Annotated in this window: 24 protein-coding genes; 17 read left to right on the top strand and 7 right to left on the bottom strand. The window is 57.2% G+C overall.

What is annotated here, in order from left to right:
* The first annotated feature begins 110 nt into the window (after positions 1–110).
* The 5 genes from EYD00_RS17585 (at position 111) to EYD00_RS17565 (ending at position 5,720) form a co-directional block, all read left to right on the top strand.
* A complete protein-coding gene (locus tag EYD00_RS17585) occupies positions 111–899 on the top strand; it encodes a DUF1295 domain-containing protein (RefSeq protein WP_034497397.1) in 789 nt (262 codons plus the stop codon).
* Positions 896–1,936: an SAM-dependent methyltransferase gene (locus EYD00_RS17580; protein ID WP_034497394.1), complete on the top strand. Its 1,041-nt coding sequence runs from the start codon at positions 896–898 to the stop codon at positions 1,934–1,936. The genes EYD00_RS17585 and EYD00_RS17580 overlap by 4 nt, the downstream gene beginning before the upstream one ends.
* Before the next feature lie 119 nt (positions 1,937–2,055).
* Positions 2,056–4,266 (top strand): ATP-binding protein, encoded by a 2,211-nt coding sequence (locus tag EYD00_RS17575; RefSeq protein WP_034497391.1) that lies wholly within the window; start codon positions 2,056–2,058, stop codon positions 4,264–4,266.
* The gene (locus tag EYD00_RS17570; RefSeq protein ID WP_022563108.1) at positions 4,259–4,714 is read left to right on the top strand and encodes a response regulator; all 456 of its coding nucleotides are present in this window, start codon (positions 4,259–4,261) and stop codon (positions 4,712–4,714) included. The genes EYD00_RS17575 and EYD00_RS17570 overlap by 8 nt, the downstream gene beginning before the upstream one ends.
* 13 nt (positions 4,715–4,727) lie before the next feature.
* A complete protein-coding gene (locus tag EYD00_RS17565; protein WP_034497659.1) occupies positions 4,728–5,720 on the top strand; it encodes a sensor histidine kinase in 993 nt (330 codons plus the stop codon).
* A gap of 43 nt (positions 5,721–5,763) precedes the next feature.
* On the opposite strand, the gene EYD00_RS17560 is transcribed toward EYD00_RS17565, so the two are convergent.
* Complete coding sequence (locus EYD00_RS17560; RefSeq protein WP_006699868.1) at positions 5,764–6,138, bottom strand: response regulator; 375 nt, start codon at positions 6,136–6,138, stop codon at positions 5,764–5,766.
* Between the two features lie 210 nt (positions 6,139–6,348).
* Between EYD00_RS17560 and EYD00_RS17555 the strand changes: the two genes are divergently transcribed.
* The 6 genes from EYD00_RS17555 to EYD00_RS17530 all read left to right on the top strand — a co-directional run bounded on the left by EYD00_RS17555 (position 6,349) and on the right by EYD00_RS17530 (position 14,739).
* On the top strand, positions 6,349–7,803 hold the full coding sequence (locus EYD00_RS17555) for a sensor histidine kinase (protein ID WP_034497388.1): 1,455 nt from the start codon (positions 6,349–6,351) through the stop codon (positions 7,801–7,803).
* Positions 7,800–8,237, top strand: a complete 438-nt coding sequence (locus EYD00_RS17550; RefSeq protein ID WP_004445914.1) for a response regulator — start codon at positions 7,800–7,802, stop codon at positions 8,235–8,237. Before EYD00_RS17555 ends, EYD00_RS17550 begins: the two co-directional genes overlap by 4 nt.
* 4 nt (positions 8,238–8,241) lie before the next feature.
* A complete protein-coding gene (locus EYD00_RS17545) occupies positions 8,242–9,279 on the top strand; it encodes a sensor histidine kinase (RefSeq protein WP_034497385.1) in 1,038 nt (345 codons plus the stop codon).
* 498 nt (positions 9,280–9,777) lie between these two features.
* Positions 9,778–11,232, top strand: coding sequence for an HlyD family secretion protein (locus tag EYD00_RS17540; protein WP_034497657.1), 1,455 nt, complete (start codon positions 9,778–9,780; stop codon positions 11,230–11,232).
* 148 nt (positions 11,233–11,380) lie between these two features.
* Complete coding sequence (locus EYD00_RS17535; protein ID WP_034497381.1) at positions 11,381–13,345, top strand: glycosyltransferase family 2 protein; 1,965 nt, start codon at positions 11,381–11,383, stop codon at positions 13,343–13,345.
* 95 nt (positions 13,346–13,440) lie between these two features.
* On the top strand, positions 13,441–14,739 hold the full coding sequence (locus tag EYD00_RS17530; RefSeq protein ID WP_034497379.1) for a hypothetical protein: 1,299 nt from the start codon (positions 13,441–13,443) through the stop codon (positions 14,737–14,739).
* Between the two features lie 84 nt (positions 14,740–14,823).
* Here EYD00_RS17530 and EYD00_RS17525 read toward each other — a convergent pair whose 3' ends face one another.
* The 5 genes from EYD00_RS17525 to EYD00_RS17505 all read right to left on the bottom strand — a co-directional run bounded on the left by EYD00_RS17525 (position 14,824) and on the right by EYD00_RS17505 (position 19,814).
* Entirely contained in the window at positions 14,824–15,705 is an 882-nt protein-coding gene (locus tag EYD00_RS17525) for a carbohydrate ABC transporter permease (protein WP_081859433.1), read from the bottom strand.
* Positions 15,702–16,790, bottom strand: a complete 1,089-nt coding sequence (locus tag EYD00_RS17520; protein WP_034497375.1) for a carbohydrate ABC transporter permease — start codon at positions 16,788–16,790, stop codon at positions 15,702–15,704. Before EYD00_RS17520 ends, EYD00_RS17525 begins: the two co-directional genes overlap by 4 nt.
* Before the next feature lie 11 nt (positions 16,791–16,801).
* Positions 16,802–18,070: a sugar ABC transporter substrate-binding protein gene (locus EYD00_RS17515; protein WP_034497372.1), complete on the bottom strand. Its 1,269-nt coding sequence runs from the start codon at positions 18,068–18,070 to the stop codon at positions 16,802–16,804.
* A gap of 152 nt (positions 18,071–18,222) precedes the next feature.
* On the bottom strand, positions 18,223–19,188 hold the full coding sequence (locus EYD00_RS17510; protein WP_034497369.1) for an MYG1 family protein: 966 nt from the start codon (positions 19,186–19,188) through the stop codon (positions 18,223–18,225).
* Between the two features lie 158 nt (positions 19,189–19,346).
* Positions 19,347–19,814, bottom strand: coding sequence for an Lrp/AsnC family transcriptional regulator (locus tag EYD00_RS17505; protein ID WP_034497367.1), 468 nt, complete (start codon positions 19,812–19,814; stop codon positions 19,347–19,349).
* A 123-nt stretch (positions 19,815–19,937) separates the two neighbouring features.
* On the opposite strand from EYD00_RS17505, the gene EYD00_RS17500 reads away from it, so the two are divergent.
* Positions 19,938–21,221: a cystathionine gamma-synthase family protein gene (locus tag EYD00_RS17500; protein WP_004445895.1), complete on the top strand. Its 1,284-nt coding sequence runs from the start codon at positions 19,938–19,940 to the stop codon at positions 21,219–21,221.
* Positions 21,222–21,306: 85 nt separating this feature from the next.
* Entirely contained in the window at positions 21,307–22,017 is a 711-nt protein-coding gene (locus EYD00_RS17495; RefSeq protein ID WP_034497364.1) for a DUF2161 domain-containing phosphodiesterase, read from the top strand.
* Between the two features lie 83 nt (positions 22,018–22,100).
* Here the strand turns inward: EYD00_RS17495 and EYD00_RS17490 are convergent, their stop codons facing one another.
* Positions 22,101–22,997 carry a LysR family transcriptional regulator gene (locus EYD00_RS17490; RefSeq protein WP_034497362.1) on the bottom strand — a complete coding sequence of 299 codons (897 nt, stop codon included), beginning with the start codon at positions 22,995–22,997 and terminating at the stop codon, positions 22,101–22,103.
* A 105-nt stretch (positions 22,998–23,102) separates the two neighbouring features.
* Here EYD00_RS17490 and EYD00_RS17485 point away from each other — a divergent pair, with 105 nt between their 5' ends.
* From EYD00_RS17485 to EYD00_RS17470, 4 genes are read left to right on the top strand one after another with little or no spacing between them, the layout of a single operon-like run.
* A complete protein-coding gene (locus tag EYD00_RS17485) occupies positions 23,103–24,185 on the top strand; it encodes a 4-oxalomesaconate tautomerase (RefSeq protein ID WP_034497360.1) in 1,083 nt (360 codons plus the stop codon).
* A gap of 46 nt (positions 24,186–24,231) precedes the next feature.
* The gene (locus EYD00_RS17480; RefSeq protein ID WP_022563095.1) at positions 24,232–25,233 is read left to right on the top strand and encodes an ABC transporter substrate-binding protein; all 1,002 of its coding nucleotides are present in this window, start codon (positions 24,232–24,234) and stop codon (positions 25,231–25,233) included.
* 9 nt (positions 25,234–25,242) lie between these two features.
* Positions 25,243–26,064 carry an ABC transporter ATP-binding protein gene (locus EYD00_RS17475; RefSeq protein ID WP_077985811.1) on the top strand — a complete coding sequence of 274 codons (822 nt, stop codon included), beginning with the start codon at positions 25,243–25,245 and terminating at the stop codon, positions 26,062–26,064.
* On the top strand, positions 26,051–26,827 hold the full coding sequence (locus EYD00_RS17470; protein WP_004445883.1) for an ABC transporter permease: 777 nt from the start codon (positions 26,051–26,053) through the stop codon (positions 26,825–26,827). The genes EYD00_RS17475 and EYD00_RS17470 overlap by 14 nt, the downstream gene beginning before the upstream one ends.
* Positions 26,828–26,833: the final 6 nt, after the last annotated feature.

Below are 26,833 nucleotides of genomic sequence, written 5' to 3'. Positions count from 1 at the left end.
AGGTGGTTTTTCGAATTTTTTTCTAACCCTGAAACTCTTTTGCTGGTTAAGCCGTATTTGCCATCACGAAACCCGGCCTCGATCGATTAAAAGTGGTGAGCGAAGTAGTGATGTTTTCCGTGATCCTGACGCTTGCCATTCTGATGTCGCTGCTGATGGCAGGAGCCTGGGCATTACAAAGAGCGACCGGCTCGAGCGGCTGGATCGACACTGTCTGGTCGGCAAGCGTCGGGCTCGGCGGCATCTTGGCTGTGTTGCTGGCGGAGGGCGATGGCGGGCGGCGCAGTATCGTATTCTGTCTCGTTGTCGTATGGTCCCTGCGGCTTGCTGGACACATAGGCCTGCGCACGCGGGGTGGCGGGGAAGATCCGCGTTATGCAAAACTCATGGAGCAATGGGGCGAAACCGGTCCCCGGCGGCTTTTCTTCTTCCTGCAAATACAGGCGGTTGCCGCCTTCGTGCTTGTTTTGGCTGTTTATCTAGCCGCCAGCAACGACCAGATTTTCCCGCGCACAATAGATATTCTCGCCACCATGGTTGCGCTTGTTGCACTGGCAGGTGAAGCGCTCTCGGACGCCCAGCTGTCGAAATTCAGGAAAACCCCCGAAGCGAAAACCGGTATATGTGAAACCGGTCTCTGGCGTTATTCACGCCATCCCAATTATTTCTTCGAATGGCTTTTCTGGTGCAGCTTGCCGCTGCTGGCCCTCCAGGCGCACGGCTTGTCCTGGGCGTCGCTTGCCGCGCCCGTCATGATGTACTGGCTGCTCGTCCATGTATCCGGCATTCCGCCGCTTGAAGAGCACATGCTGAAATCGCGCGGAGAAAAATTCCGTGCCCTGCAACGCCGCGTCAACGCCTTCTTTCCGGGGCCGCGCAAAAACGAGGAAACGCCATGAATATGCTCGCCTTTGCCATCAATGCCGCAGAACGCGCGGCGCTCAACGACAGCGTTACACTCGCCGGAATAGATATGCTCTGCGCAAGAACGAAACGGCGGCTCGCAAAAATACCGCCGGATGCCGAGGCGGCTTTTGCGGCGGATATGGCGAAATTCCCCGTCGCCAGCCATACCGACGAGGCGAACAGGCAACACTATGAAGTCCCCGCTGAATTTTTCGCACTGGTTCTCGGAGCCCAGCGGAAATATTCCTGCTGCTATTATCCCCATAACAAGACAAGCCTCGGTGAAGCGGAGACAGCTGCTCTCGCCGAGACGGTAGACCATGCCGAGTTGGAGGACGGCATGGACATTCTCGAACTCGGCTGCGGCTGGGGTTCGCTGTCGCTTTATATGGCAGCGTGTTTTCCCAATGCGCGGATCACGTCCGTCTCCAATTCCGCATCGCAACGGGAATCCATCCTTGGCCGCGCGCGTGAGCGCGGGCTGTCCAATCTTTCCGTGGTGACCGCAGACATGAACGATTTTGCGACCGGCGATCACTTTGATCGCGTCGTATCGGTCGAAATGTTCGAACATATGTCGAATTGGCAGGTGCTCTTCGAACGCGTTCGTACCTGGTTGAAACCTGATGGCAAGTTTTTCCTCCATGTCTTCAACCACCGCAGCCGATCCTATCGTTTCGACCACAACAACCCCGCCGACTGGATTGCCCGGCATTTTTTCACCGGCGGCATCATGCCCGCTTTTGATCTTCCCCATCGTTTCAGCGAGGTTCTTACCGTCGAAAGGGAATGGAACTGGCCGGGATCGCATTATCGGCGCACGGCTCTCGCTTGGCTTGAGAATTTCGATCGGGAAATCGGCCACATAAGGCCGATCCTGCAGCGGGTTTATGGCGCTGACGCGCGGTTATGGGAACGCCGCTGGCGTCTGTTTTTTCTCGCAACGGCCGGGCTATTTGGTCACGAGGACGGTAACGTCTGGGGTGTGGGTCATTATCTCATGAAGCCCGCTGTTGTTGCCGAAACCTGAGAGGGACGTGGCCGACGGCGAAACAATTTCGCGTAAGCAAACGTTTACATCCGTAGAATAATGGCTAGGCTGGCCGCGTTTTGAGCAGGCCGTCGATCACAGAGCGGCTGGAGAAAGTCATGAGTTCAGTCACGCCGAAGCTGGATAGTTGCGGCGCCGAGCCCATCCACATTCCCGGCGCTATCCAGCAACATGGCGCACTCTTCGTGCTGTCCGCGCGTCAGATGGCCGTCGTGCAGGCGAGCGATAACCTGCAGGATTTTCTAGATGCGCCTCTATCGATCGGGGTAATTCCAGACCGGGGAACATTGCCTTTTATCGAGGCGTTACCGGCTTGGTATTCCGGTGACGACAGCAGCTTCAGATATGTCTGGACCGAAAAAAAACTCGATGTCTCGGCGCATCGGTCGGGAAGCGTGATCATCGTCGAGCTTGAGAGAACAGGCCCGGGCGCATCCGCCGAAGCGCTGATGAGCGAGTTAACAGGCCTCGCCCAATATCTCAACAGCACGCCGTCGCTGAGCGACGCACTGTCTCGAGTTGCACAGCTTGTTTCCTCGATCAGCGGTTATGACCGGACCCTCATTTATGACTTCGGTCCCGACTGGAGCGGTCATGTCGTGGCGGAAGCCGGCAGCGGGGCGTTGCCTTCATATATCGGGCTTCGCTTCCCGGCCGGCGACATCCCGCCGCAGGCGCGCAAGCTTTATACGGTCAACCGTCTGCGTATGATCCCGGACGTCGATTACAGGCCCGTGCCTGTCATGCCGCAGGTCAACTCGGAAACGGGCGCAGTGCTCGATATGAGCCTTTCACAGCTCCGCAGCGTTTCGCCCGTTCATCTGGAATACATGCGTAACATGGCGACGGCGGCCTCGATGTCGGTGTCAATCATCGTCAATGGCAAATTGTGGGGGCTGATCGCATGCCATCACGCCGCCCCGCACTCCGTCTCGCTCGCCGTGCGCGAAGCCTGCGATTTCGCCGCCCAGCTCCTTTCGATGCGGATCGCAATGGAGCAAAGTTCTCAGGATGCTTCGCGCCGGCTGGAACTTGGTCATGTCCAGGCTCGCCTGCTCAAGCGGATGGCGGCGGCACAAAGATGGGTTGACGGCCTTCTGGGCGGGGAGAGCGAAAAGGACGATCTGCTGGAGCAGGTGGGGGCTGAGGGAGCGGCACTCCTTTTTGGCGATGAGTACCATCTCGTGGGCAAGACTCCCTCGCAGGAGCAGGTCGAAGGATTGATCCGCTGGCTCGGCGAACGCGAGGTTGCAGACCTGTTTGCCACAGACAATCTTGCCGGCGATTATCCCGCTGCTGCGGCGTTTGCGTCCGTGGCGAGCGGGATCATAGCGATGCGGGTTTCGGAATTGCACGGAAGCTGGCTGATCTGGTTTCGGCCGGAAGTCGTAAAGACGGTGCGCTGGGGCGGGGATCCGCACAAGACAGTGCATGAGAGCGGGCGCATTCATCCGCGCAAATCGTTCGAAACCTGGAAAGAGCAGGTGCGCAACACAGCCTCACCGTGGTCAGCCCCCGAGCTTGCAGCGGCGCGGGAGTTGCGTGGCGCGATCATCGGCATCGTCCTGCGCAAGGCGGAGGAAATGGCGGATCTGACGAAAGAATTGCAGAGGACCAACAAGGAGCTGGAGGCATTTTCCTACTCGGTTTCGCATGATCTCCGCGCGCCCTTCCGTCATATTGTCGGTTTCGCCCAGCTCTTGCGCGAACGCAGCAACGCCCTGGATGAAAAATCGCTCCACTATCTGCAGATGATCTCCGAAGCGGCACTCGGCGCAGGCAGGCTCGTGGACGATCTTCTGAATTTCTCGCAACTCGGCCGCACGCAAATCACAATGGTGCCGGTAGACATGGAGAAAGTCGTGAACGAGGTTCGCCGCTCCCTCGCTCATTCCATCGCTGATCGGCAGATCGAATGGCATATCGGCGATCTGCCCGTGTCGCTCGGAGATCCGACCCTGCTTCGGCAGGTGTGGTACAATCTCGTTGACAACGCGATCAAATATTCCCGCCAGAAACCCGTTTCGATTATCACCATTTCCGCGGCAGAAACCGAAGGTGGCGTGACCTACTCGGTCGAGGATAACGGTGTTGGATTTGACATGGCCTATTACAGCAAGCTTTTTGGTGTGTTCCAGAGATTGCAGCGGGTAGAGGATTTTGAGGGAACGGGAATTGGACTTGCGCTGGTAAGACGAATTGTTGAACGCCACCACGGTTCGGTCAGCGCAAAGGGAACTGTCGGAGAGGGAGCCACGTTCTCCTTCACATTGCCGGTTACGAAAGTTGAAGAGGAAAAAATTGCCTGAACTCAGACCTATTCTTCTCGTGGAGGATAATCCACGCGATCTGGAATTGACGCTAACTGCGCTGGAAAAATGTCAACTGGCGAACGAGGTCGTCATTGCGCGTGATGGTGCAGAAGCGCTTGATTATCTCAACGCCTCGGGTAACTTCCACAACCGGCCTGCCGGTGACCCAACCGTGGTTCTTCTTGATCTCAAGCTGCCGAAGGTTGATGGGCTCGAGGTCCTCCAGACCGTTAAGGGCAGCGATCACCTCAAGCATATTCCGGTCGTCATGCTGACCTCCTCCCGTGAAGAACAGGATCTCGTAAAGAGCTACGAACTCGGCGTGAACGCCTTTGTGGTGAAGCCGGTGGAGTTCAATCAGTTTTTTAAGGCGATACAGGATCTTGGCGTGTTCTGGGCCCTGCTGAACGAACCGCCGCCGGGCGCGCGCCGCAATGGTGCGTGAGGCGATGCCGCAGATGGAGCAAAGCAAGCTTCTTCTTCTCGAAGACAGCTCGGTCGATGCCGAACTGATCGAGGATCAGCTTTCACGGATCTCTCCGCCCCCTGTCGTAACCAGGGCGGTGGGTAAAACTTCCTTCATCGAGGCGCTGGAAAATCAGCAGTTCGATATCATTCTCGCAGATTTTTCCCTGCCGGACTTTGACGGCATGGCTGCGCTTGATGTCGTCATGCAAACGAGACCCGACACGCCCTTCATTTTCGTTTCCGGTGTTCTCGGCGAAGACGCGGCGATCGATGCCTTCAGGCGCGGCGCAACTGATTATGTCCTGAAGCAGCGACTGGCGAGGCTGCCCTCCGCAGTCGGTCGCGCTCTCGCGGAAGCACGGGAAAAGGAGGAGCGGAGACGGGCGGAAATGCACAAGGAGCTGCTCGTCCGCGAACTCAGCCATCGTGTCAAGAACACAATGGCGATGGTCATTTCCATCATTCGTCGCACTGCAAAAGGCAGTTCTTCCGTAGAGGATTATCAGGAGAGGCTCGTGGCCCGCGTAAGTGCGCTCGCCGAGAGTCATGCCCTGCTTTTCCAGAGCAACTGGGGACAAACCGATCTCAAGGATGTCGTGAAGCGGGCAATTGAACCCCATAACACTTTTGCCAGCCGCGTCGAGCTCGACGGTCCGGACGGGGTTAGCGTATCGCCTAAATCCGCATTGGCACTTGGCATGATTTTGCATGAACTGGTGACGAATGCGCAGAAATACGGTTCGCTTTCAGAAGCGACCGGGAAGGTGCAGGTCTGCTGGAAAAGGCTTCGTAACGATGAAGGCCGGGACCTTATCGAGCTGCGCTGGCATGAAAGCGGTGGCCCGCCCATTTCTGTTCCGCTGGAGACCGGTTTCGGAACGACCCTCGTTACACGGGGAGCCCAGTACGAGCTGCAGGGCGACAGTGAAATCCGCTATGATCGCGACGGCCTGAAATATCGGGTGATTTTCCCTCTGGACTGAAGTGTCGCATATCAGCGTTACCGACGTTGCGGGTATTTTCCCGCTAGCCGGTATGCGCGAATTCGGTCGCCAGAACATTCGGGAGATTATCAAAATCGCACGGCTTGGAAATGATCGTCAGCCCTGTCAATTGCGTGCGAATACCGGGTATCTCGGCATATCCGCTGCAGATGACGAACGGTATGCTCTCGGCCCTCAGTCGTTCGATCACGGGAAAGGATAATTCGCCCTTGAGATTGAGGTCGATGACCGCTCCATCCAGATCGGTTGCGCTTATTTTCTCCAGCGCTGCGGCTATATCGGAAACCGGCCCGATGACGTCGACACCGAGGTCGGACAGAAAATCCTCCATATCCATCGCCAGAAGGGCGTCGTCTTCCAGAACGAGGATATGCTTTCCCTGAAAATCATATTGCATAGCTTACCGCATTCACATGGTCGCAGGCGCGCCCGGACATTTTACCAACAGCGCTGAACGCCTGAAGATCGAGGTGGTTCCACCCTTGTGCAAAAAGAAATCATTCGCATCCGTCGCTTGCGTACTCTAGTTTGTGCCGCGAACTAACTGCCTACCGGGAATGTTACTGCTGTGACTGGTTTTTCACCGTTTGCCCAGCGAAGCCTTTTGATGCTTGCTGTTGGCGTTGCAATTTTGATCGGCATGGTCTCCACATCTTTGTGGCTGGTACAGGTGAATAATCGCTATTCCCAGGAAACGGCGGAACTGCGCCGTGTCCGTGCCGCAATTCTGGATGTGCTGACGACGATGCAGGACGTCGAAACCGGCCAGCGGGGATATCTGCTTACCAACAATCGCGAATATCTGGGACCTTACGAAGAGGCCCTTCAGGGCTTGCCCCAACGCCAGGCGCGACTTCTCGATCTTCTGAAAGGGGAAGAGCGATATAAGCAATCTCTCGCTGGCTTGAAGCAGGCGATCGACGCAAAGCTCTCCGAGACACGCGAAACAATCGATTTGCAACGCGCGGGTCGCATTACCGAGGCAGCCGAGGTCGTTCGAAATAACGACGGCAAACGCTTCATGAATGAGATCAGGAGTGTTCTGTCGGACCTTCAGTCGGATACGGACGATCGCCTGCGCGTCATCGTTGCGGATCAACTGGGCGCCGCCAATACACTTCGTTGGGTAACGATTGGCGGTGCCCTTGCAATTCTCATCGTGGTCGGCGGGTCGATACTGCTCGTCTTTACTTATATTCGCGCGCTAAACAGGTCGCGGGACGATGTGGACGAACTTAATCGCCATCTTGAGGAGCGTGTCGAGGAAAGAACACGCGATCTGCGCCGGGCCAACCAGGAAATTCAGCGCTTCGCTTATATCGTTACGCATGATCTGAGGGCGCCGCTTGTCAACATCATGGGTTTCCTTTCCGAATTCGATACGTCGCTGAAGCCGGTCACCAACTATGTCCTCGCAGATGGAAAAACGCTGACGCAGGATGTGATCCGAGAGGCGCGGCTGGCGGTTGAGGAAGACATACCCGAAGCCATCGGGTTTATCCGTTCATCGACCCGCAAGATGGACCAGCTGATCAACGCCATTCTGAAGATATCCCGTGACGGCCAGCGCAAGCTTCAGCCGGAGAAAGTCGATATCGAAACTTTGCTCTCCTCGCTTTCAGAGACCGTGCGCCATCAGATCACGGCCAATGGAGGCGAGATTCATGTCGACACGCCCAAGCTGACAGTCGTGACGGACCGCATATCTCTCGACCAGATTCTAGGTAATCTTCTCGATAACGCGGTGAAATATCAGATGCCTGGGCGCCCTCTGAGGTTAACGGCACGCGCCTATCCGGCCGGGCGCGGCGCGATCGCCATTGAAATTGGCGACAACGGGCGCGGTATCGGTGAGCAGGATCTTGAGCGTGTCTTCGAACTGTTTCGTCGGGCGGGCGAACAGGACCAGCCCGGTGAAGGAATAGGTCTCGCACATGTCCGTTCGCTAATCAGAAATTTAGGAGGTGACATTAGGGTGGAGTCGCGACTCGGGGAAGGCAGCACATTTATCTTGCTGCTTCCGAGTGACCTCAGAAGAGTAACGAAGGAAGGCGACAAATGAAAGCGACCGGTCAGGAAGTAACGATCGTGATGATCGAAGACGACGAGGGACATGCCCGTCTGATCGAGAAAAATGTGCGCAGAGCAGGTGTCAACAACGAGATCGTGCCGTTCACACTCGGTGCAAAGGCGCTGGATTACATCCTGGGCCAAAGCAGGGATGGGCTCGTCAGCAAGGATCGCTATCTGCTCGTTTTGCTCGACCTCAATCTCCCCGATATGTCCGGCATCAGCATTCTCGAGCAGATCAAAAGCAATGAATACACCCGCCGTCTGCCTGTCGTGGTTTTGACGACCACTGATGACGAAACCGAAATTCAGAAATGCTATGATCTCGGCGCGAATGTTTATATAACAAAGCCGGTCGACTATGAAGGCTTCGCGAATGCCATCAAAAATCTCGGCCTTTTCTTTTCCGTAATACAGATACCCTGAAGGCATGATGGCTCTGCGCGTTTTGTATGTCGATGACGACCCGGCTCTGGCGCGGCTTGCGAGCCGTGTCCTTGGTCGCCAAGGAATGGAGGTGGTCCATGCCGCGTCCGTTGCTTCCGGGCTTGAGCTTTTCCAAAACGGGCAGTTCGATGTCGTCGTTCTCGATCACTATTTTCAGACGGCGACGGGAATGGAGTTTCTGGCGGCTATCGAGACGGTGCCGGCCCGGGTTCCCGTTCTTTACGTAACGGGGTCCAACGAGGCCCAGATCGCCATAGACGCGCTCAAGGCTGGTGCCGCCGATTACGTCATCAAGAATGTTGGAGACGACTTTTTTCCGCTGTTGCTGGCAGCCATCAACCAGGCGCTTGAAAACCATCGCCTGCGCCAGACAAAAGAGGAAGCTGACCGTCTGCTGATAAAGGCCAAAGAGCATGCGGAAATGATGGTGAAAGAGATGAACCATCGCATCGCGAATAGTCTCTCACTGGTTTCCGCCATGATCCGGCTGCAGATCAATACGCTGAAGTCCCAGGAAGCAGAAACGGCGTTGCTGGAAACGCAGAGCCGGATTTCTGCGATCGCCGGCGTTCATCGCAGTCTCTACAATACCGCGAATGTGGGGCTCGTATCCCTGAATTCCTATCTCACCTCGATCATAAGCGACCTGTTCCAAGCTGTCCCGGGCTCTTCCTCCATCACGGTCGAAACTTCACTCTGTGAGGTTGATCTGAACGCCGACCATGCCGTTGCGCTCGGTGTCATCGTCACTGAACTTCTGACAAACGCGCTCAAATATGCCTATCCGGATCAAGAAGGCACAGTGCGCATTAACCTGTCCGCCCAGGACGGCCGGTTCATTCTTGTTGTGGAGGATGACGGCGTCGGTGTGAAACCGGATTCAGCCCCTCGCGGCACCGGTCTCGGCACCAAGCTGATCATGGCGATGGCGCAGAATATTGGCGCCCGGGTCGAGCAGACGCACACGCACCCGGAACTCAAAAAAGGCACCCGTTTCTCGATGATATGGAATGAACGGTGACGGCATGGCCGCCGTGCCTCGCGATTATATCTCGATATAACGGCTGTCTAGCGGGAGCGATTGGACCTCCTGGCCGTCCCCATAGCCTTCAGCGCGAACGAATGGTCAAAATATTTTGCCCGAAGCACGCAAGAGTGAAGCCGCTTTCGGCGCTCAGAGCAGAGCGACCTGCCGCCAAAGCGATTCTTTAAAATTTTCTCTCTGCCATAGTGGAAACGCGGTACATTCTCAGGTTGTGCACCCCGGTCGAGCAAAGTGCACAAGGCGGGTGCCGGCTGCCGCTATAAAGGCACAGCTAATATGGAACCACTGAAATTTGACCCAGGAAGTTTTCATGGGTGAAATTTTGCGTTCATAAAGCCGGCAGATGCATAGTATTTCGGCAATTTCGGAAAATGTCTTAATGCAATCTTAACGATGTTGCGCTGCAAAAAAACTTGATGGACTATTTTAATACTGCGGGAGGAAATGCTGTTCAACAAAACAGGAGTTCGTGCCATGCTGTTCCGCAATAGAGATAAAGAAAAACCTCAAGGCGCCTCGGTCAGGCTGGCCTCATATACTGTTCTCGGTGTTGTCGCCACAGTGTTTTCCTCCTCCGTGTTTCCACCTGTCTTCACTTCGCAGACAAACCGCGCCTTGATCAATGCTCCCGTCATTCCGCTGACGACCCCCATCAGTGGCGTGGTGAAAATATCCGGTAACGGCAGGGCGGCTGTTGAAAACGACAAGGTCGACAACACCACTCTGATCGGCCTGAAAGTGCAACTGGCGGCGCTCGACAATGAACTTCGCCAGAAAAACGCGATTATCGGCGATTATGCTAGCCGGGTCGACAATCTGAACAATGATCTTCTCAGCCAGCAAGCGGCTTTACTGCAGAGAACAGAATCCGACCTTGAAGCGGCAAAGGCTGCTTTGCAGATGGTGACCTATTCGACCCGCATCGCGAAAGCAGAAGCGGTGCGCAAACAGAAGCTGGTTGCCAAGGGTGTTTATTTCGGAATTGGCGACGACATCGCCGATACGATACAACTTGAAGATACAAAACTGCAGGCCGCGAAAGTTGCCGTCGACAAGCTTAACAAGGAAATGAGCTTCGCGCGCCAGGGCATCTATATCGGTTCCGACCTGCAATCCCTGCAAAATCTTCAGCAGGAAATCCGCACGAGGTCCGCCGATCTGCTGCAAATTCAGATGCAGATGACGACCATGCAGACGCGGAAAAGCGAACTCGAAGCGCTTGCCTCCGCGGAGGCCGCGCGTATCGACAGACTGACCCGCGCCGATCTCGCCATTCCGCCAGGCACGACGCTTTATAAGCCGGTTGCCGTGACGGGACGTGAAGTGGTGGCCGGCGACACCTTGGCGGAGGCGCTCGACTGTCGCAACGCTTTCGTCGTGGCAATTTTTTCCGAACGTCAGGCGCAGGCCCTTTCCGTGGGTTCAAGGGTAAAGGTAAATGCCGATGCCTGGGCGCAGGAAGCGGACGGGGTGGTAGAGCGGCTGGTGCCCCGAACCACCGAACGCGTCGACCTCGATTATGCCGTACCGTTTCCCCCCACGGAGCGGCGGGAGCTTTACGCTTATATCCGCATGGCCGGGACATCCGAGAGCCAGTTTATGAGAAACGGCGTCTGTTCGGTCGGCACCTGGGTGAGTGTAAGTCTGCCGCGCGAATGGCTCGGCAAGACCCGGGAATATGTTCATGAGGCATCGGCAAGCCTCTTCCAGTTTGCGCAGGCATCCGCCAGCGAAATGCCCGACGTGAGGCAGGCCGCCTGGACGCTCATCGAGACATCACGAGAGAAAATATTCGAGCAGATGGGCATGGGCGGGCAGCCGCAACAGCCGCCGGGAATAGCGGCGCCCACTACAAAGCCGGATATCATCACGCAGCATGCGATCAGCGGTGCAGATGCCACCGCGAAAGCACCGCGCACCCAATCCTAACACCCGCATGGATTGGGCAAGCCCCTGCGGGCGCGTCCACGACGCCCGCAGGGCGACCCACCCGTTTCACACAGTCGAAGCAGCCTCATTCGCGCACGCTATCGGGCGCGGCTTTTGGGACGTATCCGGTCAACCATGAGGACAAGCGATGTATTTCACTTCAGAGGGCGATGTTCAGTCCGTCCTTTATGTCAATCTCATCATCGCCCTCTGCGCGATCCTGTTCACCATGCTTGCCGACCCGCGGCGAACGCTGGACCGGCTGGCGTTCAGCACCATCGTGCTGCTTTCGCTCAGCGTCTATATTTTGTGGCGCGCCACCGATACGCTGCCTCCCTTCGAGCTTTCGCTGGAAACCGCCTGGAATTACATCTATTTCACTTTCGAACTGATCTCCGTGCTTTATGCGATGGGATCGATCCTGATCCTGACAAGACGAACGGACTGGTCTTCCATTGCAGACGAAGCCGAAGCCGGGATTACGGGCGATCCCAATGCGCCACTGGTCGATGTGTTCATCTGCACCTACAATGAACCTTTGAACGTGCTTGAAAAATCGATTGTCGCGGCTCAGGCAATGCAATATCCGCGGTTGCGCGTTTTCGTCTGCGACGATACGCGCAGGTCCGAGGTTCGGGACTATTGCGAAACAGTCGGCGTCAATTACGTGACGCGGCCGGACAATAAGCACGCAAAGGCGGGGAACCTGAACAATGCGCTTGTCCACACCAATGCGCTGTCGGAAATTTCAGATTTCATCATGGTTCTTGATGCTGATTTTGCGCCGCAGGCCAATTTCCTGTCACGCGTGACCGGACTTTTTGCCGATCCCAAAGTGGCCGTGGTGCAGACACCGCAATTTTATTTCAACAGCGACCCCATCCAGCATAATCTCGGTATCCGCAATTCCTTCGTGGATGATCAACGGGTATTCTTCGACGTATTCCAGCCTGCAAAGGACGCGGTCGGTTGTGCGTTCTGCGTCGGAACGAGTTTCGTTCTGCGGCGGGCAGCGGTGAACGAACTCGGAGGTTTCCCGCATGATGCACTTTCGGAAGACATGCTGCTGACCTACCGGTTGATGGAACGGGGGTATGTGACACGCTGGCTAAATGAAAAGCTCAGCGTCGGATTATCGGCAGAAGGCCTGCCGGAGTATATCACGCAGCGCACGCGCTGGTGTCTCGGTACCATCCAGATTGGACTTTTGCGCACCGGGCCGCTGTGGCGCGGCAATTTTACCCTGACGCAGCGGCTGCATTATCTGCACGGCCTGTTCTGCTGGCTTTCGAAACCCTTCATCCTTTGCCTGCTGCTCGCGCCTTCCATCTATTGGCTAACCGGCGTTTCCGCGCTCCAGGCTGATGAGTTGATGTTCATGCAACTCGGCCTGTCATCGCTTGCGCTGTTCTGGGCCTACTCCACCTGGATATCGGGAAAGCGCACACTGCCACTTTTCACCGAGGTAACACACGCACTGACCGCCGTTCCGATCACGATCACGCTTTTTCAGGCCATGCGAAAACCTTTCGGACGCCCCTTCAAGGTCACGGAAAAGGGCGGAGACAGGTCACAGGTGCGCGTTCACGGCCCGACGGCGCTATTCTTTGCCCTTGTAACCCTCGCTTCGGCCATCTCCGTGCTGATTGCCGTTTATGGATGGGACGCACCCGTGGAATTTTCGGCGCGCGATTGTCTCAACCTTATCTGGTCGGCCGTCGCCATGGTGATTGCCTTCATCAGCCTTATCTGCTGCATCGAATTGCCGCGTTTCGACAGGGAGGAGCCGATCAGCGTAAACCTTGGCGGACAATTACGGCAGGGCAATGCGGTGACAGGGGTGAAGATCGTGGCACTGTCGACTGAAACCGTGACGCTTGCGGGTTTCACTTCTTCTACAGAAGCGCAGGCCATATTCGTGCCGGAGGTGGGCTGGTTGCAGATCGATGCAACAAAAGACCAGCAAATATCCGGAAAATTCTGCCTTGCTGCAACCGCCGAGCAGCATCGGGCTATCCTGCGGCTGCTTTTCCGCACTGCACCGGAAAATGTGGCGGAACAGGGCGACCTGATAAAATCCATGCAGATGTTGCTCGCGAGGGCCTTCAGCTAATCAGGGGGCGATTGAACAGGACTTTGCCGGACACAACACGGTCCCGATGGCCGGCTGCCGCCTTGAAAGGTTTCGATCAAACGGGAATTCCGCTCATGCCTCTCAGATCGATCATCCCTGCGATCCTGATGTCCTGTGTCATGACAGTGTTGGCTGGAGGTGACGGGCGCGCTGCATCCGGATCCGTCCGCGATATGCTCGCTTCGCGCTTATGCGCGGGTCTTGCCGGGAAGATGGATGGTTCTCCCGCGCCCTTCGTGTTCCGCAGCTTCGAGCCTGCGCCCGGTGGCAAGGCGCTCGATCCGGCGCTTTCGAATACGGGTTTCACCTATGACAATGCGCTGGCATCCATCGCTCTTTTTGCATGTGGGAAAGACGCAGAAGCAACAAGGGTTGCCGATGCGCTGCTGCTGGCCGTGAACCGTGACCGCCGTTACAGTGATGGCCGCCTGCGCAACGCCTATCGCTCCGGCCCGGTCGTCAGCAAAACGGAGCTTATGCTCCTGCCCGGTTTCTGGAATGCCGCCAGCAATGCCTGGGTCGAAGACGGCTATCAGGTCGGCAGTGCGACAGGCAATCTCGCCTGGGCGGCCCTTGCCCTGCTTACCGCCTCTGAGCGCTCCGACAATCCAGCCTATTTGCAGGCCGCGGCAAAAATCATGCGCTGGATCGATGCATATACCAAGGGTGACAGCGACATCGGTTACACGGGCGGCACATTCGGCCACGAACCGTCTCCGGTGAAACTCGACTGGAAATCGACGGAGCACAATCTTGACGTTTACGCCGTTGCCAGCTGGCTCACCGAGAGTGGGGACGATAAAACCTGGCGGACGATGCAGGACAGGGCAGGCAAGTTCCTCGACGCCATGTGGAATGAGCAGCAGGGTCGTTTTTATGTTGGTAGCCTGCCCGGCAGCGATCGGCCCAATTTAACTCAGTCGGGAATAGATTCCGAACTCTGGCCCATCCTCGCCGTTCCGGAATTCCGCGGCCGCGCCGAGCGCGTGCTGGAATGGATCGACCGGCACTATGCGGTCGGGGAAGGCTTTGATTTCAACGATGACCGGGACGGCATCTGGCTGGAAGGCACGGCGCAGGCAGCGCTTGCGTTTCAGCATGCAGGCCACGCCGGGCGCGCCGAAGCCCTGCTTGCCATCATTGATGCTGAGGTATCGCCCGATGGTCTGGTCTATGCCACTGTCGGGCCGGAGTTGACGACGGGGCTGATGATCGGGCCTGCCTCGACCTCTGCCGATTTCAAATATTTCAGACTGCCGCATGTCGGCGCTACTGCCTGGGCAATCCTGGCGGCGAAAGACTGGAACCCGTTTTTGAGAGAAAGCAGTTGCACGCGTCCCTGTCGGAATTATGCCCGTCCCGGCAGGGGGTAAGGAGGATGTTATTGTCGTGGGATCGCGAGAAGACCGGATGGCGGCGGGCCTTGCGGTTTAAGATGCCGGGCAGTCTTCAAAACGCTATCCCTTTATCCCGCTTGCTGCGATGCTGGAGATGAAAAGTCTCTGCAGACACAGGTAAAATATTAGCACGGGCAGGGTAATAATGGTGAGATAGGCCATGACTTCACCCCAGGGCGTGTTGAGCTGGAAGAAATACTGCAGCCCCACCATAACCGGCCGGTAAGCCTCGGACTGCGTGACGAGAAGCGGCCATAGATACTGCTGGCTGTACATGACGAGAAACTTCAAGATCGCAGCTGTTGCGATCACCGGCCCGCTGAGCGGCATTACCACCTGTGCGTAGATACGCAGCCAGCTGGCTCCGTCGATGCGTGCCGCCTCCAGCAATTCCCTCGGCAGATCCTTGAAATATTGGACGAAGAGAAAAATCGTCAGTCCGTCCGCGATCCATGGAATGATCTGCACATGCCAGGAATTGAGCCAACCCCAGGTAAACCCGCCGCTGCCGATCCATGGCAGATTGTTGACCTCCAGCAGCAGCGGCACGGCAATCGTCTCAAACGGAATAATGAGCGTGGCGAGAATGATAGAGAAGAGAACGTCCTTGCCGCGCCAGTTCAAAAACGTAAAAGCGAAGGCGGCAAGCGAGCCGAGCAGCAGGGCGAGAAATACGGTGACGCCAGTTACCACAACGGAATTGAATATGAAGGTCGCAATCGGCGCCCGGGCGAAAGCCGCAGTATAGTTTTCGAGCGAAAGATCTCCGACCGGCAGGAAGGCTCGTATCGAAGTCGCATCGCTCAACAGCTGGTCGTTCGGTTTTAGCGATGAGAACCCCATGAACAACAGGGGCAGGATGAAGATCGCCGCGAAGGCGAGCATGAGCGCGTAATTGCCGATGAGAAAAACGGGACTTTTGCGGCGTCCGGCCTTCATCATTGCTTCTCCCTTGTCAGGTAGCGCTGGGTCAGCGAAATGCACAGGACAAGCAGGAAAAGGACGACAGAAATTGCGGAACCCGCGGCTATGTCCTGCTGGCGGTATCCTCGCTCAACCGCCTGATAGACGATGCTCTGCGTAGAGTCGCGAGGCCCGCCTTTGGTCATCACATCGATCTGCGCAAAAAGCGCAAAAGCCTGCATGGTGATGACGATGATAACGAGTACGGCCGTGTTGCGCAGCAGCGGCCAGGTTATCATGCGGAACTTCTGCCAGCGGCTCGCGCCTTCAATGTCCGCTGCCTCGTAGAGATCGGGCGAGATGGTCTGCAGGCCGGAAAGCCAGATGACCATATGGAAACCGACGCCCTGCCAGACTGACATCACCAGAATGGCCCATAAGGCGGTATCGGTTCTGCCCAGCCAGTCGACAGGCTGGAAGAGCCCGAAACTCATATAGCTCAGAAGGCTGTTCAAGAGCCCATTATCGGCGGCATAAATAAACCGCCAGAGAAGCGCCACCACCACCACCGACAAGACCACCGGCATGAAATAGATCGCACGAAAAATCGTGACGCCGGGGATTTTCTGGTTCACCAACAGGGCAAGAAACAGCGCCAGCGCCGCCTGAACCGGCGCGACCACGACCACGAAGGAAAGGGTGTTTACGACGGCGGTCAGGAATACGACGTCGCGTGCGAGAATGACGATCCGGTTCTCGCCCCAGCTGAAGTTCTTATATTCCCGCATTCCGTCCAGATGAGGATAGTCGGGGTTGTTGCGGGTGAAATTACGAATTCTCGGATAGGAGATGGAGCCATCCGCATCCCGGCTGATGCTTCCATCGGCCTGCCTTTCCGGCTTGAGCGTCAGCACACCGACGCCCAGCAGCCGGCTGTAGTTTTCAAAGCCGACGAACTCCGTCGGGTTGGGAGATGTGAGCCGCTGGTTGGTGAAGGAAAAACCCAGCCCCAGCAGAAATGGTGTGATCAGGAAGAGCCCGATCAGCACCACCGCCGGTGCGGCCATGAACCAGCCCGTGAAGCTGTCCCGGGCCGGTTTTCCCTGTGAAGAAAAGAGCGCCATCGATCACGCCCCTATTTGGGTTGGTAACCGGAATTGCGTTCCAGATTGTTGTTTATCTCGTCCGTTGCATTATCGAGGGTATCGGCCACATCCGCACCGTTGGCAATGTCGGAAAGAGCCTTGGAGAAGACCGGCGAGATGAAGGCGTAGGCCGGGGTGACAGGACGCAACGTACCCTGGCGTCTGGATAGTTCGAAGAAAACTTCGAGCGGGCCGCCCTTCTTGTAATTCTTCGTCATCTGGGCTGCCGAGGACGTGGCCGGGATAAGACCGATCGCATCCGAGAACTGCGCGAGATATTTGTCCTGGATGGCGAATTCGATGAAGGCGGAAGCGCCTTCGGGATGCTTGCTGGTGGCCGAAACACCAAACTGCCATGACCCCGCGCCGATTTTCGGACCCTGCCCGAAATCAGGCGCAGGCAGGAAAAGCAGATCGTCTCCATATTTTTCCAGAGCCTTCACCGCAACCCAGTTGCCCATCCATTGCAAGGCGTGGCGACCTTCCAGAAATCCGGTTTCGTGGTCGGCGGGTGATTGCGATGTCCCGGGGGCAAGCTTCTTGGCGAACAGGGATTGCCACCACTCCCCGAACTTGACGGCATTGTCTCCATTGAGGAAGTCCTCGGCGGTTCGATAATTCTCCTTGTCGATCAGGCTGCCGCCGAAACTTTCCAGAAAGGGGCTAAAGGCATAGCTGTACCATTCGGTTTTATCGGCCATGCCGAGATCGATGGCATATTCGAACTTGCCGCTGGCAGCGAGCTTCTCAAGGGCTGCGTTGAATTCCTCGCCGGTCCACGGCTGTTCAAGAGTTGGAATGCGGATACCGTTTTCATCGAGCACCGATTTACGGGCGAAAACCGCCACGGCAGCGTCCCACAGACCGACCGAATAGAGCTTGTCTCCCCACCGGCCCACGGCGCCGGGCAGGAAATTCGCAAGCTTTGCCTCGTCGATCTTCAGTGGTTGCAAATATCCGGACCACGCCCAGTTGGGCATGTTCGGACCGTCGACATCCAAAATGTCCGGCAGCTTGTTGGAAAGCGCAGCAGCGGTGACGGATTCATTATATGCATTCTGGGGGAATTCCTGAAGCGAGACCCGCCAGTCCGACTGGGACGAGTTGAAGTCCTCGATGATGCCGGCCAGAATCTTACGTTCTTCAACATTGCCTGCGCCGTGATACCACATCGTCAGGTCGGTCTGGGCCAGTGCGGCGGTGGAAAAAAGCATCGACAGGGCAGTTGCTGCCCCCGCAAAAATGGCTCTGCTGGTCATAGATGGTCCTCCTCCTCACGAAGGGTAACTTCAACATCTACAGATTGTTCCGCAGAAATTTGCGTCCAGACGCTATGCGGAGAACCGCGTTTTAAAAAATGCAGACAGGATCGCGGATTTGCCCCGCCCGAACCGCACCAGCAGCCAGGCGTTCAGATCCCGCCATTTGACGGCTCTGTCGCCGGTGCATTGTTGCTGAAGGAGAGAGCCTCTTTCACCGCCAGTTCTGCCATGGCCAACGCGGCGTCGCGGGTCTTTGCAGCTGCGACAAACCGGCCGTTATGGCAGAAGCTCGCGCCTTCCACGCCACAAACCGCTTCCAGATCCTTGTCAGTCAGGCCTGCCCAGGCCGCCGGCAGATCCGCCCGCAACGCGAAGCCCTCGTCGGCGCGCCGGATACCGGTCAGGCACCAGTCGTTGTTACGCGGATGAACGACGAAGAGCAGATGATCGGCGCCTGCCTTCACGATGGCGGGCCGGAACGGCATTCCCATCGGCAACTCGAGAACATGCCCTTCGCCAGCATCCACGATAGCCTGCTTTACTAGCGCTTCGGCGCGCAACTTTGCGTCACTGTTGGTTATTTTTGCCTCAACGAAGCTGCGGGCAATGCCCAGCGCCGCGTGGAAATTGCGATTGTCCGCTTCGGGATCGGTGTCATCAAAAACGGGTTTCAGAGTTTCCAGCAGGACGGGCAGGGTCAGTCCGGCGAGCGGTCCGGCGGTCGAGGGGCTGAGCGCCCCATTGTCAACCAGGTCAACAGGCAACACAAAACCGGCATCGAAAGAAGCGTGAATGGTTTCGATGTGGTCTTCTGGAACGCCGAAGGCAGCAAGATAATCGCGGCCGAAATGCTTCCAGATCAGCCCGAATGAACTGTAGGGCTGTCCGTCATCGCGTAACGGCGCGCCGCGCTGGTGGTGGTCGAACATTCCTCTTGCTGCGTCGTAGGCGCCGCCCACGTCGTAGATGATGCGGTCCGCACCGGCAGCGAGCCATTCCGGTGCCCTGCTGCGAATGAGGCGGGCCTGCGGGAAAAGCCGTGTCAGCACAACGCTCGACAGAAGTTCATCGGCATGGAAGCCGCCGGAATGGGTGACGAGGAAGTCCGGGTTCATGTCAGGAGGTGCCTTATTGCTTGCGGAAGAGCCGCCGAGAATGGGGCACCTGATACCCTTTGCCGTACATCATCTCAACCCGCCACGACCCTAATTCGGATCAAAATTTCCCCCGGAAGGTGCGGACAGCATGCAGCCAGCGCGACATTGTCCGCGCGTTACGACGACCAGATGCGCCGCGTCTTGATCGTGTTCATGACGAAGCTGGTCTCGATGGTGTCCACGCATTTCAGCTTCGCGATCTTGTCCTTGATGAAACGCTCGTAATCCTCCAGTCCGCTGCACATGACCTTCAGCATGTAGTCCTTCGTGCCCGTGACAAGATGACATTCGAGAACCTCGTCCCACTCAAGAACCGCCGCTTCGAACATCCGGATTTCATCATCGTGCTGGCGGCTGAGGCGAATGGATGCGAGAGCGGTCATGGTCCATCCCTCGATCGCCGGGTCGATGATGGCGGAATATCCCTTGATGGCACCCATTTCTTCCAGGCGTCGAAGCCGGCGTAGACATGCGGATGCCGACAGCCCCACGCGCTCGGCGAGTTCGTTATTCGTGATCCGTGCATCGGCGGACAATTCCCGAAGTATCCGCCGGTCGATCGGATCTGCAATTTTCTGCGACATAAATTACAATTCTCCGCAATATATTGCTTCATGGGGCATATAAACGCTCCAAAATGCAAGGCATTTCGACTTCATTGCGTGTAACCTGCAGGAAGTTCAACGCCAGCTGAGGGATCATCGGAAATGACCGCGCCGCATCCGTCCAAAACCCATATCGGCAACCATGCTCTTCATCCCGAAACCCAGATGCTCAATTACGGGTATGATCCGGAGTTGTCGGAGGGCGCCGTGAAGCCTCCGGTGTTCTTGACATCCACCTTCGTTTTCAAGTCGGCAGAAGATGGCCGCGACTTCTTCGATTATGTCTCCGGGCGCAAGGAGCCGCCGGAGGGCAGGGGTGCCGGTCTCGTGTATTCGCGTTTCAACCATCCAAACAGCGAGATCGTCGAGGATCGTCTTGCAGTTTATGAACGGACGGAGAGCTGTGCGCTCTTCTCCTCGGGCATGTCCGCGATTTCGACGACGCTTTTCGCCTTCGTGCGACCCGGCGATACGGTGCTCCATTCCCAGCCCCTTTACGGCGGCACGGAAACGCTTCTCGCGAAGACCTTTCATAATTTCGGCGTGTCCGCAGTGGGTTTCGCCGATGGTGTCAGCGAAACCTCGGTCATGGCGGCGGCAGAGGAGGCGATGGCGAAAGGCAGGGTGTCCGTTATCCTGATCGAGACCCCCGCCAATCCGACGAACAGCATTGTCGACATCGCCATGATAGGCCGAGTCGCCGAGGTGATTGGCAAAAGGCAGGGGCACAGGCCGATCATCGCCTGCGATAACACGCTTCTTGGTCCTGTATTCCAGCGGCCCATAGAACATGGCGCCGATATTTCGCTCTATTCGCTGACAAAATATGTTGGCGGGCATTCCGATCTTATCGCCGGGGCGGCGCTGGGGCGCAAGGATGTGATGAAGCAGGTGAAGGCCCTACGTGGGGCGATCGGCACGCAGCTCGATCCGCACTCGTGCTGGATGCTCGGACGTTCCCTGGAGACGCTGCAAATCAGGATGGAACGGGCGGACAGCAACGCCAGGCTTGTGGCTGAATTCCTGAATGCCCATCCCAAGGTCGAAAAAATCCACTACCTGCCATTCAGCGATCCGGCATCCGCGGTTGGCAAGGTGTTTGCCGCCCAATGTTCGGGGGCAGGATCCACCTTCTCGTTCGACATTGTCGGCGGGCAGGCCGCATCTTTCAAATTTCTCAATGCGCTCAACATATTCAAACTTGCGGTAAGCCTTGGCGGCACGGAGTCCCTTGCTTCTCATCCCGCAACGATGACGCATTCAGGCGTTCCTGCCGATGTCCGTCAGCGTATCGGTGTGCTTGATTCCACGATCCGGTTGTCAATCGGCATCGAACACCCCGACGATCTTATCGCCGACCTGACCCTTTCATTGGATCAGGTCTGACGCTTCACGTGCCAACCAAGAGGTTGTCCTGTGCAGGCGGATCGATATATCTGGGGGTAGTATAGTCACGTGAACCTTCAGGCATATGGAAACTTCGCTTTATCTGCCCGTGAAAGATTTCCTCGAAGAGGCGGGTTATACCGTCAAGGGCGAAGTGGGTGGCTGTGATCTTGTTGGCTTGAGCGATGACGATCCCCCCGTCGTCGTCATCTGCGAGCTAAAGCTGAGCTTCAATCTGGAGCTCATTTTGCAGGCTGTCGATCGCGCGGCTATCGCAGATGAGGTGTGGATCGCCGCCCGGGTCTCTGCCAGGGGTAAGGGCCGCGAGGCTGACAGGCGTTACCGCGATCTTTGCCGCAGGCTCGGGATCGGTATGCTGGGAATCTCCGATGCCGGTGACGTCAGCATCATCGTCGGCGCCGTTTCGCCGATGCCGCGAACCAATCCGAAACGGCGGTCGCGGCTCATGCGGGAACACCAGAGGCGGCGGGGCGATCCCACGGCGGGTGGGAGCACGCGCATGCCAATAATGACAGCGTATCGCCAGCAGGCGCTTGGCTGCGCCGTGGCGCTGGCGTCGGGTCCGATGCGCGTGCGTGAGGTCAGGTCCAATATACCCGATGCCGGGAAGATACTGCTTTCGAATGTTTATGGCTGGTTCGTACGACTCGACCGGGGAGTCTACGGTCTGACCGAGGCCGGACACGAAGCCCTGCAGCGGTGGCCACAGCAGGACGTGCCGGCAAAGGCTGTCGACGGGATTGTGCGAGGCACGATCGGCTTCGAAGAAACCTGACGGCGAAAAACCTTTCCAAGACTTCAGGAGATCAGGATTGCGGGGTCAGGGGCCCTCCCGGGCATCCCCGACCCATCAGGTGACTACTGTGTCTTCCAGGTCTCCAGCAGCAGCCGGACGAATTTTTCCGCGGCGGGCGAAAGGGCACTGCTTCGCCTTTGTACAATGCCAATCGTACGGGAGACGACGGGATTGACGATCGGCCTGGTGATGAGAAATGGATGTTCGTCCTGCGGCGTGGCCAGCCGCGGCAGAACGGAAATCCCCAGCCCGGCTTCGACCAGCCCGAGCGACGTATTGAGATGAGTCACCTCATAAAACCAGTTCAGCTTTAGATTGTGTCTCGCAAGCGCGCCGTCTAGAAGGGTCCTGTTGCCGCTCGAACGGTCCACGACGACGAGCGGATAGGCTTCCAGCTGATTCCATTCAATCGTTTCGAAATTTGCCAACGGGTGATCTTTCCTCATCGCCAGCACGAACGGGTCATCGATGAGCGGTTCGAATGACAGTTCGGGATCGGAATTGCCCATCAGGTTGATGCCGAATTCCACCTCGCCTCTCGCAACCGCCTGCAGCCCCTCATTTGCCGTCAAATCCCTGATGCGCAGCCTGATATTTGGATATTGCTGACTGAAGGTCTTGATAACCGTGGGAAGAAAGTAGAAAGCGGCGGTGGGAACGCAGGCCATCGTGATGAGGCCGCGCCGGTGCGCGCCATCTTTCATGGCGAACAGCGACCCATCGAATTCTTCCAGCATACGCCGGACAAGCGGCATCACCTCCTGGCCCATGGCGGTGGGAGCGACATGTCGAGTCGTTCTCTCCAGAAGCGGTGCGCCGATGGCCTGCTCCAGCTTCTGGATGCGGCGGGTGAGCGCCGGCTGGGAGATATGCAGCGCCTCCGCTGCCCTGTGAAAGCTCTCAAGTTCAACTACGGATTGAAATGCGCGCAAATCCAGTATTTCGCAATTGATGCTCATTTCGCAATAAACCTCCAAAACATTGCATTTAACAGATTAGACTCTTTTGCCCATATTGCAACAACGCGGCGCATTGATCCGCAAAATGCAAGATTGAGGCTAATCATGAACGATCTGATGAAGATACCCTGTGTGCTGATGCGCGGCGGAACGTCTCGCGGACCGTTCTTTCTGGCTTCCGATTTGCCCCGAGATCCGGCGGCAAGGGATGCGGCTCTGCTGTCCATCATGGGCTCAGGCCATCCGCTGCAGATCGACGGTATCGGCGGGGGCAATCCGGTTACGTCGAAGGTGGCGATCATCGGACCTTCCACGGTCGCCGGCGCCGATATTGATTATCTGTTCGCACAGGTGCGCACCGACAGGCAGCATGTCGATTATTCCCCCAATTGCGGAAATATGCTGGCCGCCGTCGGTCCCTTCGCGATTGAGGCGGGGCTCGTGCCGGCGCAGGGTAACGATACGCTTGTCAGGATTCACAACGTGAATACCGGCAAACTGATCGAGGCGAAGGTGCCGACGCGGGGCCGCGAGGTAATTTATCTTGGTGACGCATCGATCGACGGTGTTCCGGGTCTTGCGGCACCCATCGCATTGACATTCATGGATGCAGCCGGCGCGAAAACCGGCAGGCTGCTGCCGACCGGAAAACCCGTCGATGTGATCGACGGGGTGGATGTAACGGCGATAGATTGCGCCATTCCGATGGTTCTCATGCGGGCAGCTGATCTCGGCGTCACCGGCTACGAAGATCCGCAATCGCTCTCCGCCAATCGAGACCTGATTGAACGGATGACCCGCATACGCATCGAGGCTGGAACGATGATGGGGATGGGAGACGTTCGGGATATGGTCATTCCAAAGCCGGTGCTCATTGCGCCGGCGCGGCGGGGTGGAACGTTTTCGGTCAGGTATTTCATGCCGAACGAGTGCCATCCTGCCCTCGCGACAACCGGCGCTGTCGGCATCGCGACGGCGGCCGTAACGGAAGGCACCGTCGCCTATAGTGCGGCAGGAGGGCTTTCCGTGCCGACCCAGATCCGCATCGAACATCCCGCAGGCCGTCTGGATGTACAGCTGGAAATGCGAAACGGAGCCATAACAGCCGGACTTGTAAGGACGGCGCGCAGGCTGTTCGAAGGCTTTGCCTTCGCCAAGCCGATGGCTGCGATTGAAGACGCAGCATAGACAAGGCCATAGTGGCTAAAATATCGCGAAACGGGAGGAGACCCTCATGCGTAAATACCTGCTTGCAACGGCTGCGCTCTGTGCGCTGGCGGCAACCGCCAATGCCGAATCTGTCAGAATGAGCGTCGGCTCATACAACCTCAACAACCTGCCTTTCCCCGTTGCGGCCAGCCTCGGCTTTTATAAGGAAGAGGGGCTTGATGTGACGACCGAGAACTTTGCCCAGGGAGGCTCGAAGGTGCTACAGGCGCTCGTCGCCGGCTCCACGGACGTCGCCGTCGGTTTTTATGACCACACCATTCAGATGCAGTCCCAGAACAAGCACGTCGTGGGCTTCGTTCAGCTCGCCCGCAACTCGGGTCTGGTTCTTGCAGGCAAGAACGATACTGACTTCGATCCTGCAAAGCCTGAGACGATCAAGGGCAAGAAGGTCGGTATCACCTCGCCGGGCTCTTCCTCGGACTTCTTCATTCGCTACTATATGAAGCAGCACAATTTAAGCGACAACGATATCTCCATCATCGGCGTCGGCTCGGGTGCTGCCGCCGTTGCGGCCCTGCAGCAGGGCAAGATCGATCTGCTCGTCAATTATGACCCGGCGGCCACGATTGTCGTCGAACGCGGGCTGGGCAAAATCCTCATTGATGCACGCAGCGATCAGGGCGCAAAAGATGTTTATGGCGGCATCTATCCGACCTCCGTGCTTTATGCGACCCAGGAGTATATCGACGCGAATCCCGAAGTGATCCAGAAGGTCACCAATGCCACGGTACGGGCGCTGCACTGGATGAAGCAGCATTCGGCGGAAGAAATCGTCGAGAAGCTTCCTGACGACTTCGTGTCCGGGGACAAGAAAACCTACATCAAGGCCGTCGAAGCCGCGAAGGCTATCTTCTCGGAAGACGGCAAATTCGAGCCCGGCGATCTCGAAACGCCGCTTGCCGTTCTCAAGACCTTCAACGAGGCAGTGGCAAAGGCGTCGATCGACCTCAACACCACCTATACCAACAAGTTCGTCGAAGCCGCGGCTTCGAAGGCTGCAAACTGAGAGGCCGCCATGTCATCCCCAGTCAGAAAGCTAGAGCCAGTGGCGGACTTCAAACCACAGCCCATGGTCGCGATCGAGAACGTCACCATGGCATTCGGTGCGTTTGTTGCAGTCCAAGACGTTAACCTCAAGGTCGGCGATGGCGAGTTTCTTTCCATTGTCGGACCGACCGGGTGCGGAAAGTCGACCATCCTCAATGCCATTGCTGGCTTACTGAAGCCCGCGCAGGGCACGGTTTCCATCGACGGTTCAGCGGTCCAGGGCGTGCAGAACAATATCGGATATCTGTTTCAGCAGGACGCCCTCCTTCCCTGGAAGACCGCATTTCAAAACGTCGAGCTTGGTCTGATGTTCCGGGGCGTTGCCGAGGACGAGCGGCGTGCCAAGGTCATGGCATGGCTTGAAAAAGTCGGCCTCAAGGGTTTTGGCGACCGTTTTCCGCATCAGCTTTCCGGCGGGCAGCGTAAACGCGTACAGATGGCGCAGGCGCTGATTACCGAGCCGAAGGTCATCCTGATGGACGAGCCCTTCTCGGCACTCGATATCCACACCCGCCATCTCATGCAGAACGAATTGCTGCGCCTGTGGCAGGAGGATCGCCGGGCGGTGGTCATGATTACCCATGATCTGGAGGAGGCTATTGCGCTCGGAGATCGGGTCGTCGTTCTGGCTGCGGGTCCGAAGAGCCGTGTCATCGAGAGCTTTCCCGTCGATCTCGAACGACCCCGCAACGTCGCTGAAATCAAACTCGATCCGAAATTCATGACGCTCTATCGCGATATCTGGGCGTCCCTGCGCGGCGAAGTGGAGAAAAGCTATGCAAGCCGTTAATGTTCGTATCATCCAGGTCGTTCTCCTGGTCGTGCTTCTTGGCGGATGGCAACTCGGTGTGTCCTCCGGCGCCATTGATCGCTTCTTCTTTCCCGCACCCTACGATATCGTCAGGCAGGTGATCGACTGGGTTGCGGATGCCGGCTTCTACAAGCATGTCGGCATTACCCTCAGCGAAACCGTGCTCGGTTATCTCATCGGCACCGGTCTCGGGGTAGGTGCTGGCGTCTGGCTGGGCCTCAGCCCCTTCGTCGCCCGCGTGCTCGATCCGTTCATCAAGGCGGTAAATGCCATTCCCCGCGTCGTCCTGGCTCCGATATTCGTTCTCTGGCTTGGCCTCGGTCTGTGGTCGAAAGTTGCCCTTGCGGTTACGCTCGTCTTTTTCGTCACCTTTTTCAACGCCATGCAGGGTGTGCGCGAAGTAAATCCGGTCGTGCTGTCAAATACCCGCATCCTCGGGGCGCGGCGCACGGATCTGCTGCGTCATGTCTATTTTCCCGCTGCGGCGAGCTGGATTTTGTCGTCGCTGCGCACCTCCGTCGGCTTTGCGGTGGTTGGCGCGATCATCGGAGAGTATCTTGGGGCTTCTGCAGGCCTTGGCTACCTCATTGCCCGGTCGGAAGGCAATTTCGATGCGGTCGGCGTTTTCGCAGGCATCATCATCCTTGCGGTCTTCGTCCTCATCATCGACCTCATTCTCGATGTCGCAGAGAAAAGGCTGATCACGTGGAGGCCCAACGCAGGCGAAGAGCGGCCTGCATGAGGCCGA

The organism is Agrobacterium sp. 33MFTa1.1, from assembly GCF_004328495.1.
In the GTDB taxonomy this organism is placed as follows: domain Bacteria; phylum Pseudomonadota; class Alphaproteobacteria; order Rhizobiales; family Rhizobiaceae; genus Agrobacterium; species Agrobacterium pusense.
Note: the sequence above shows the minus strand (reverse complement) of the source record. Positions and strands in the feature narration are given on the sequence as shown.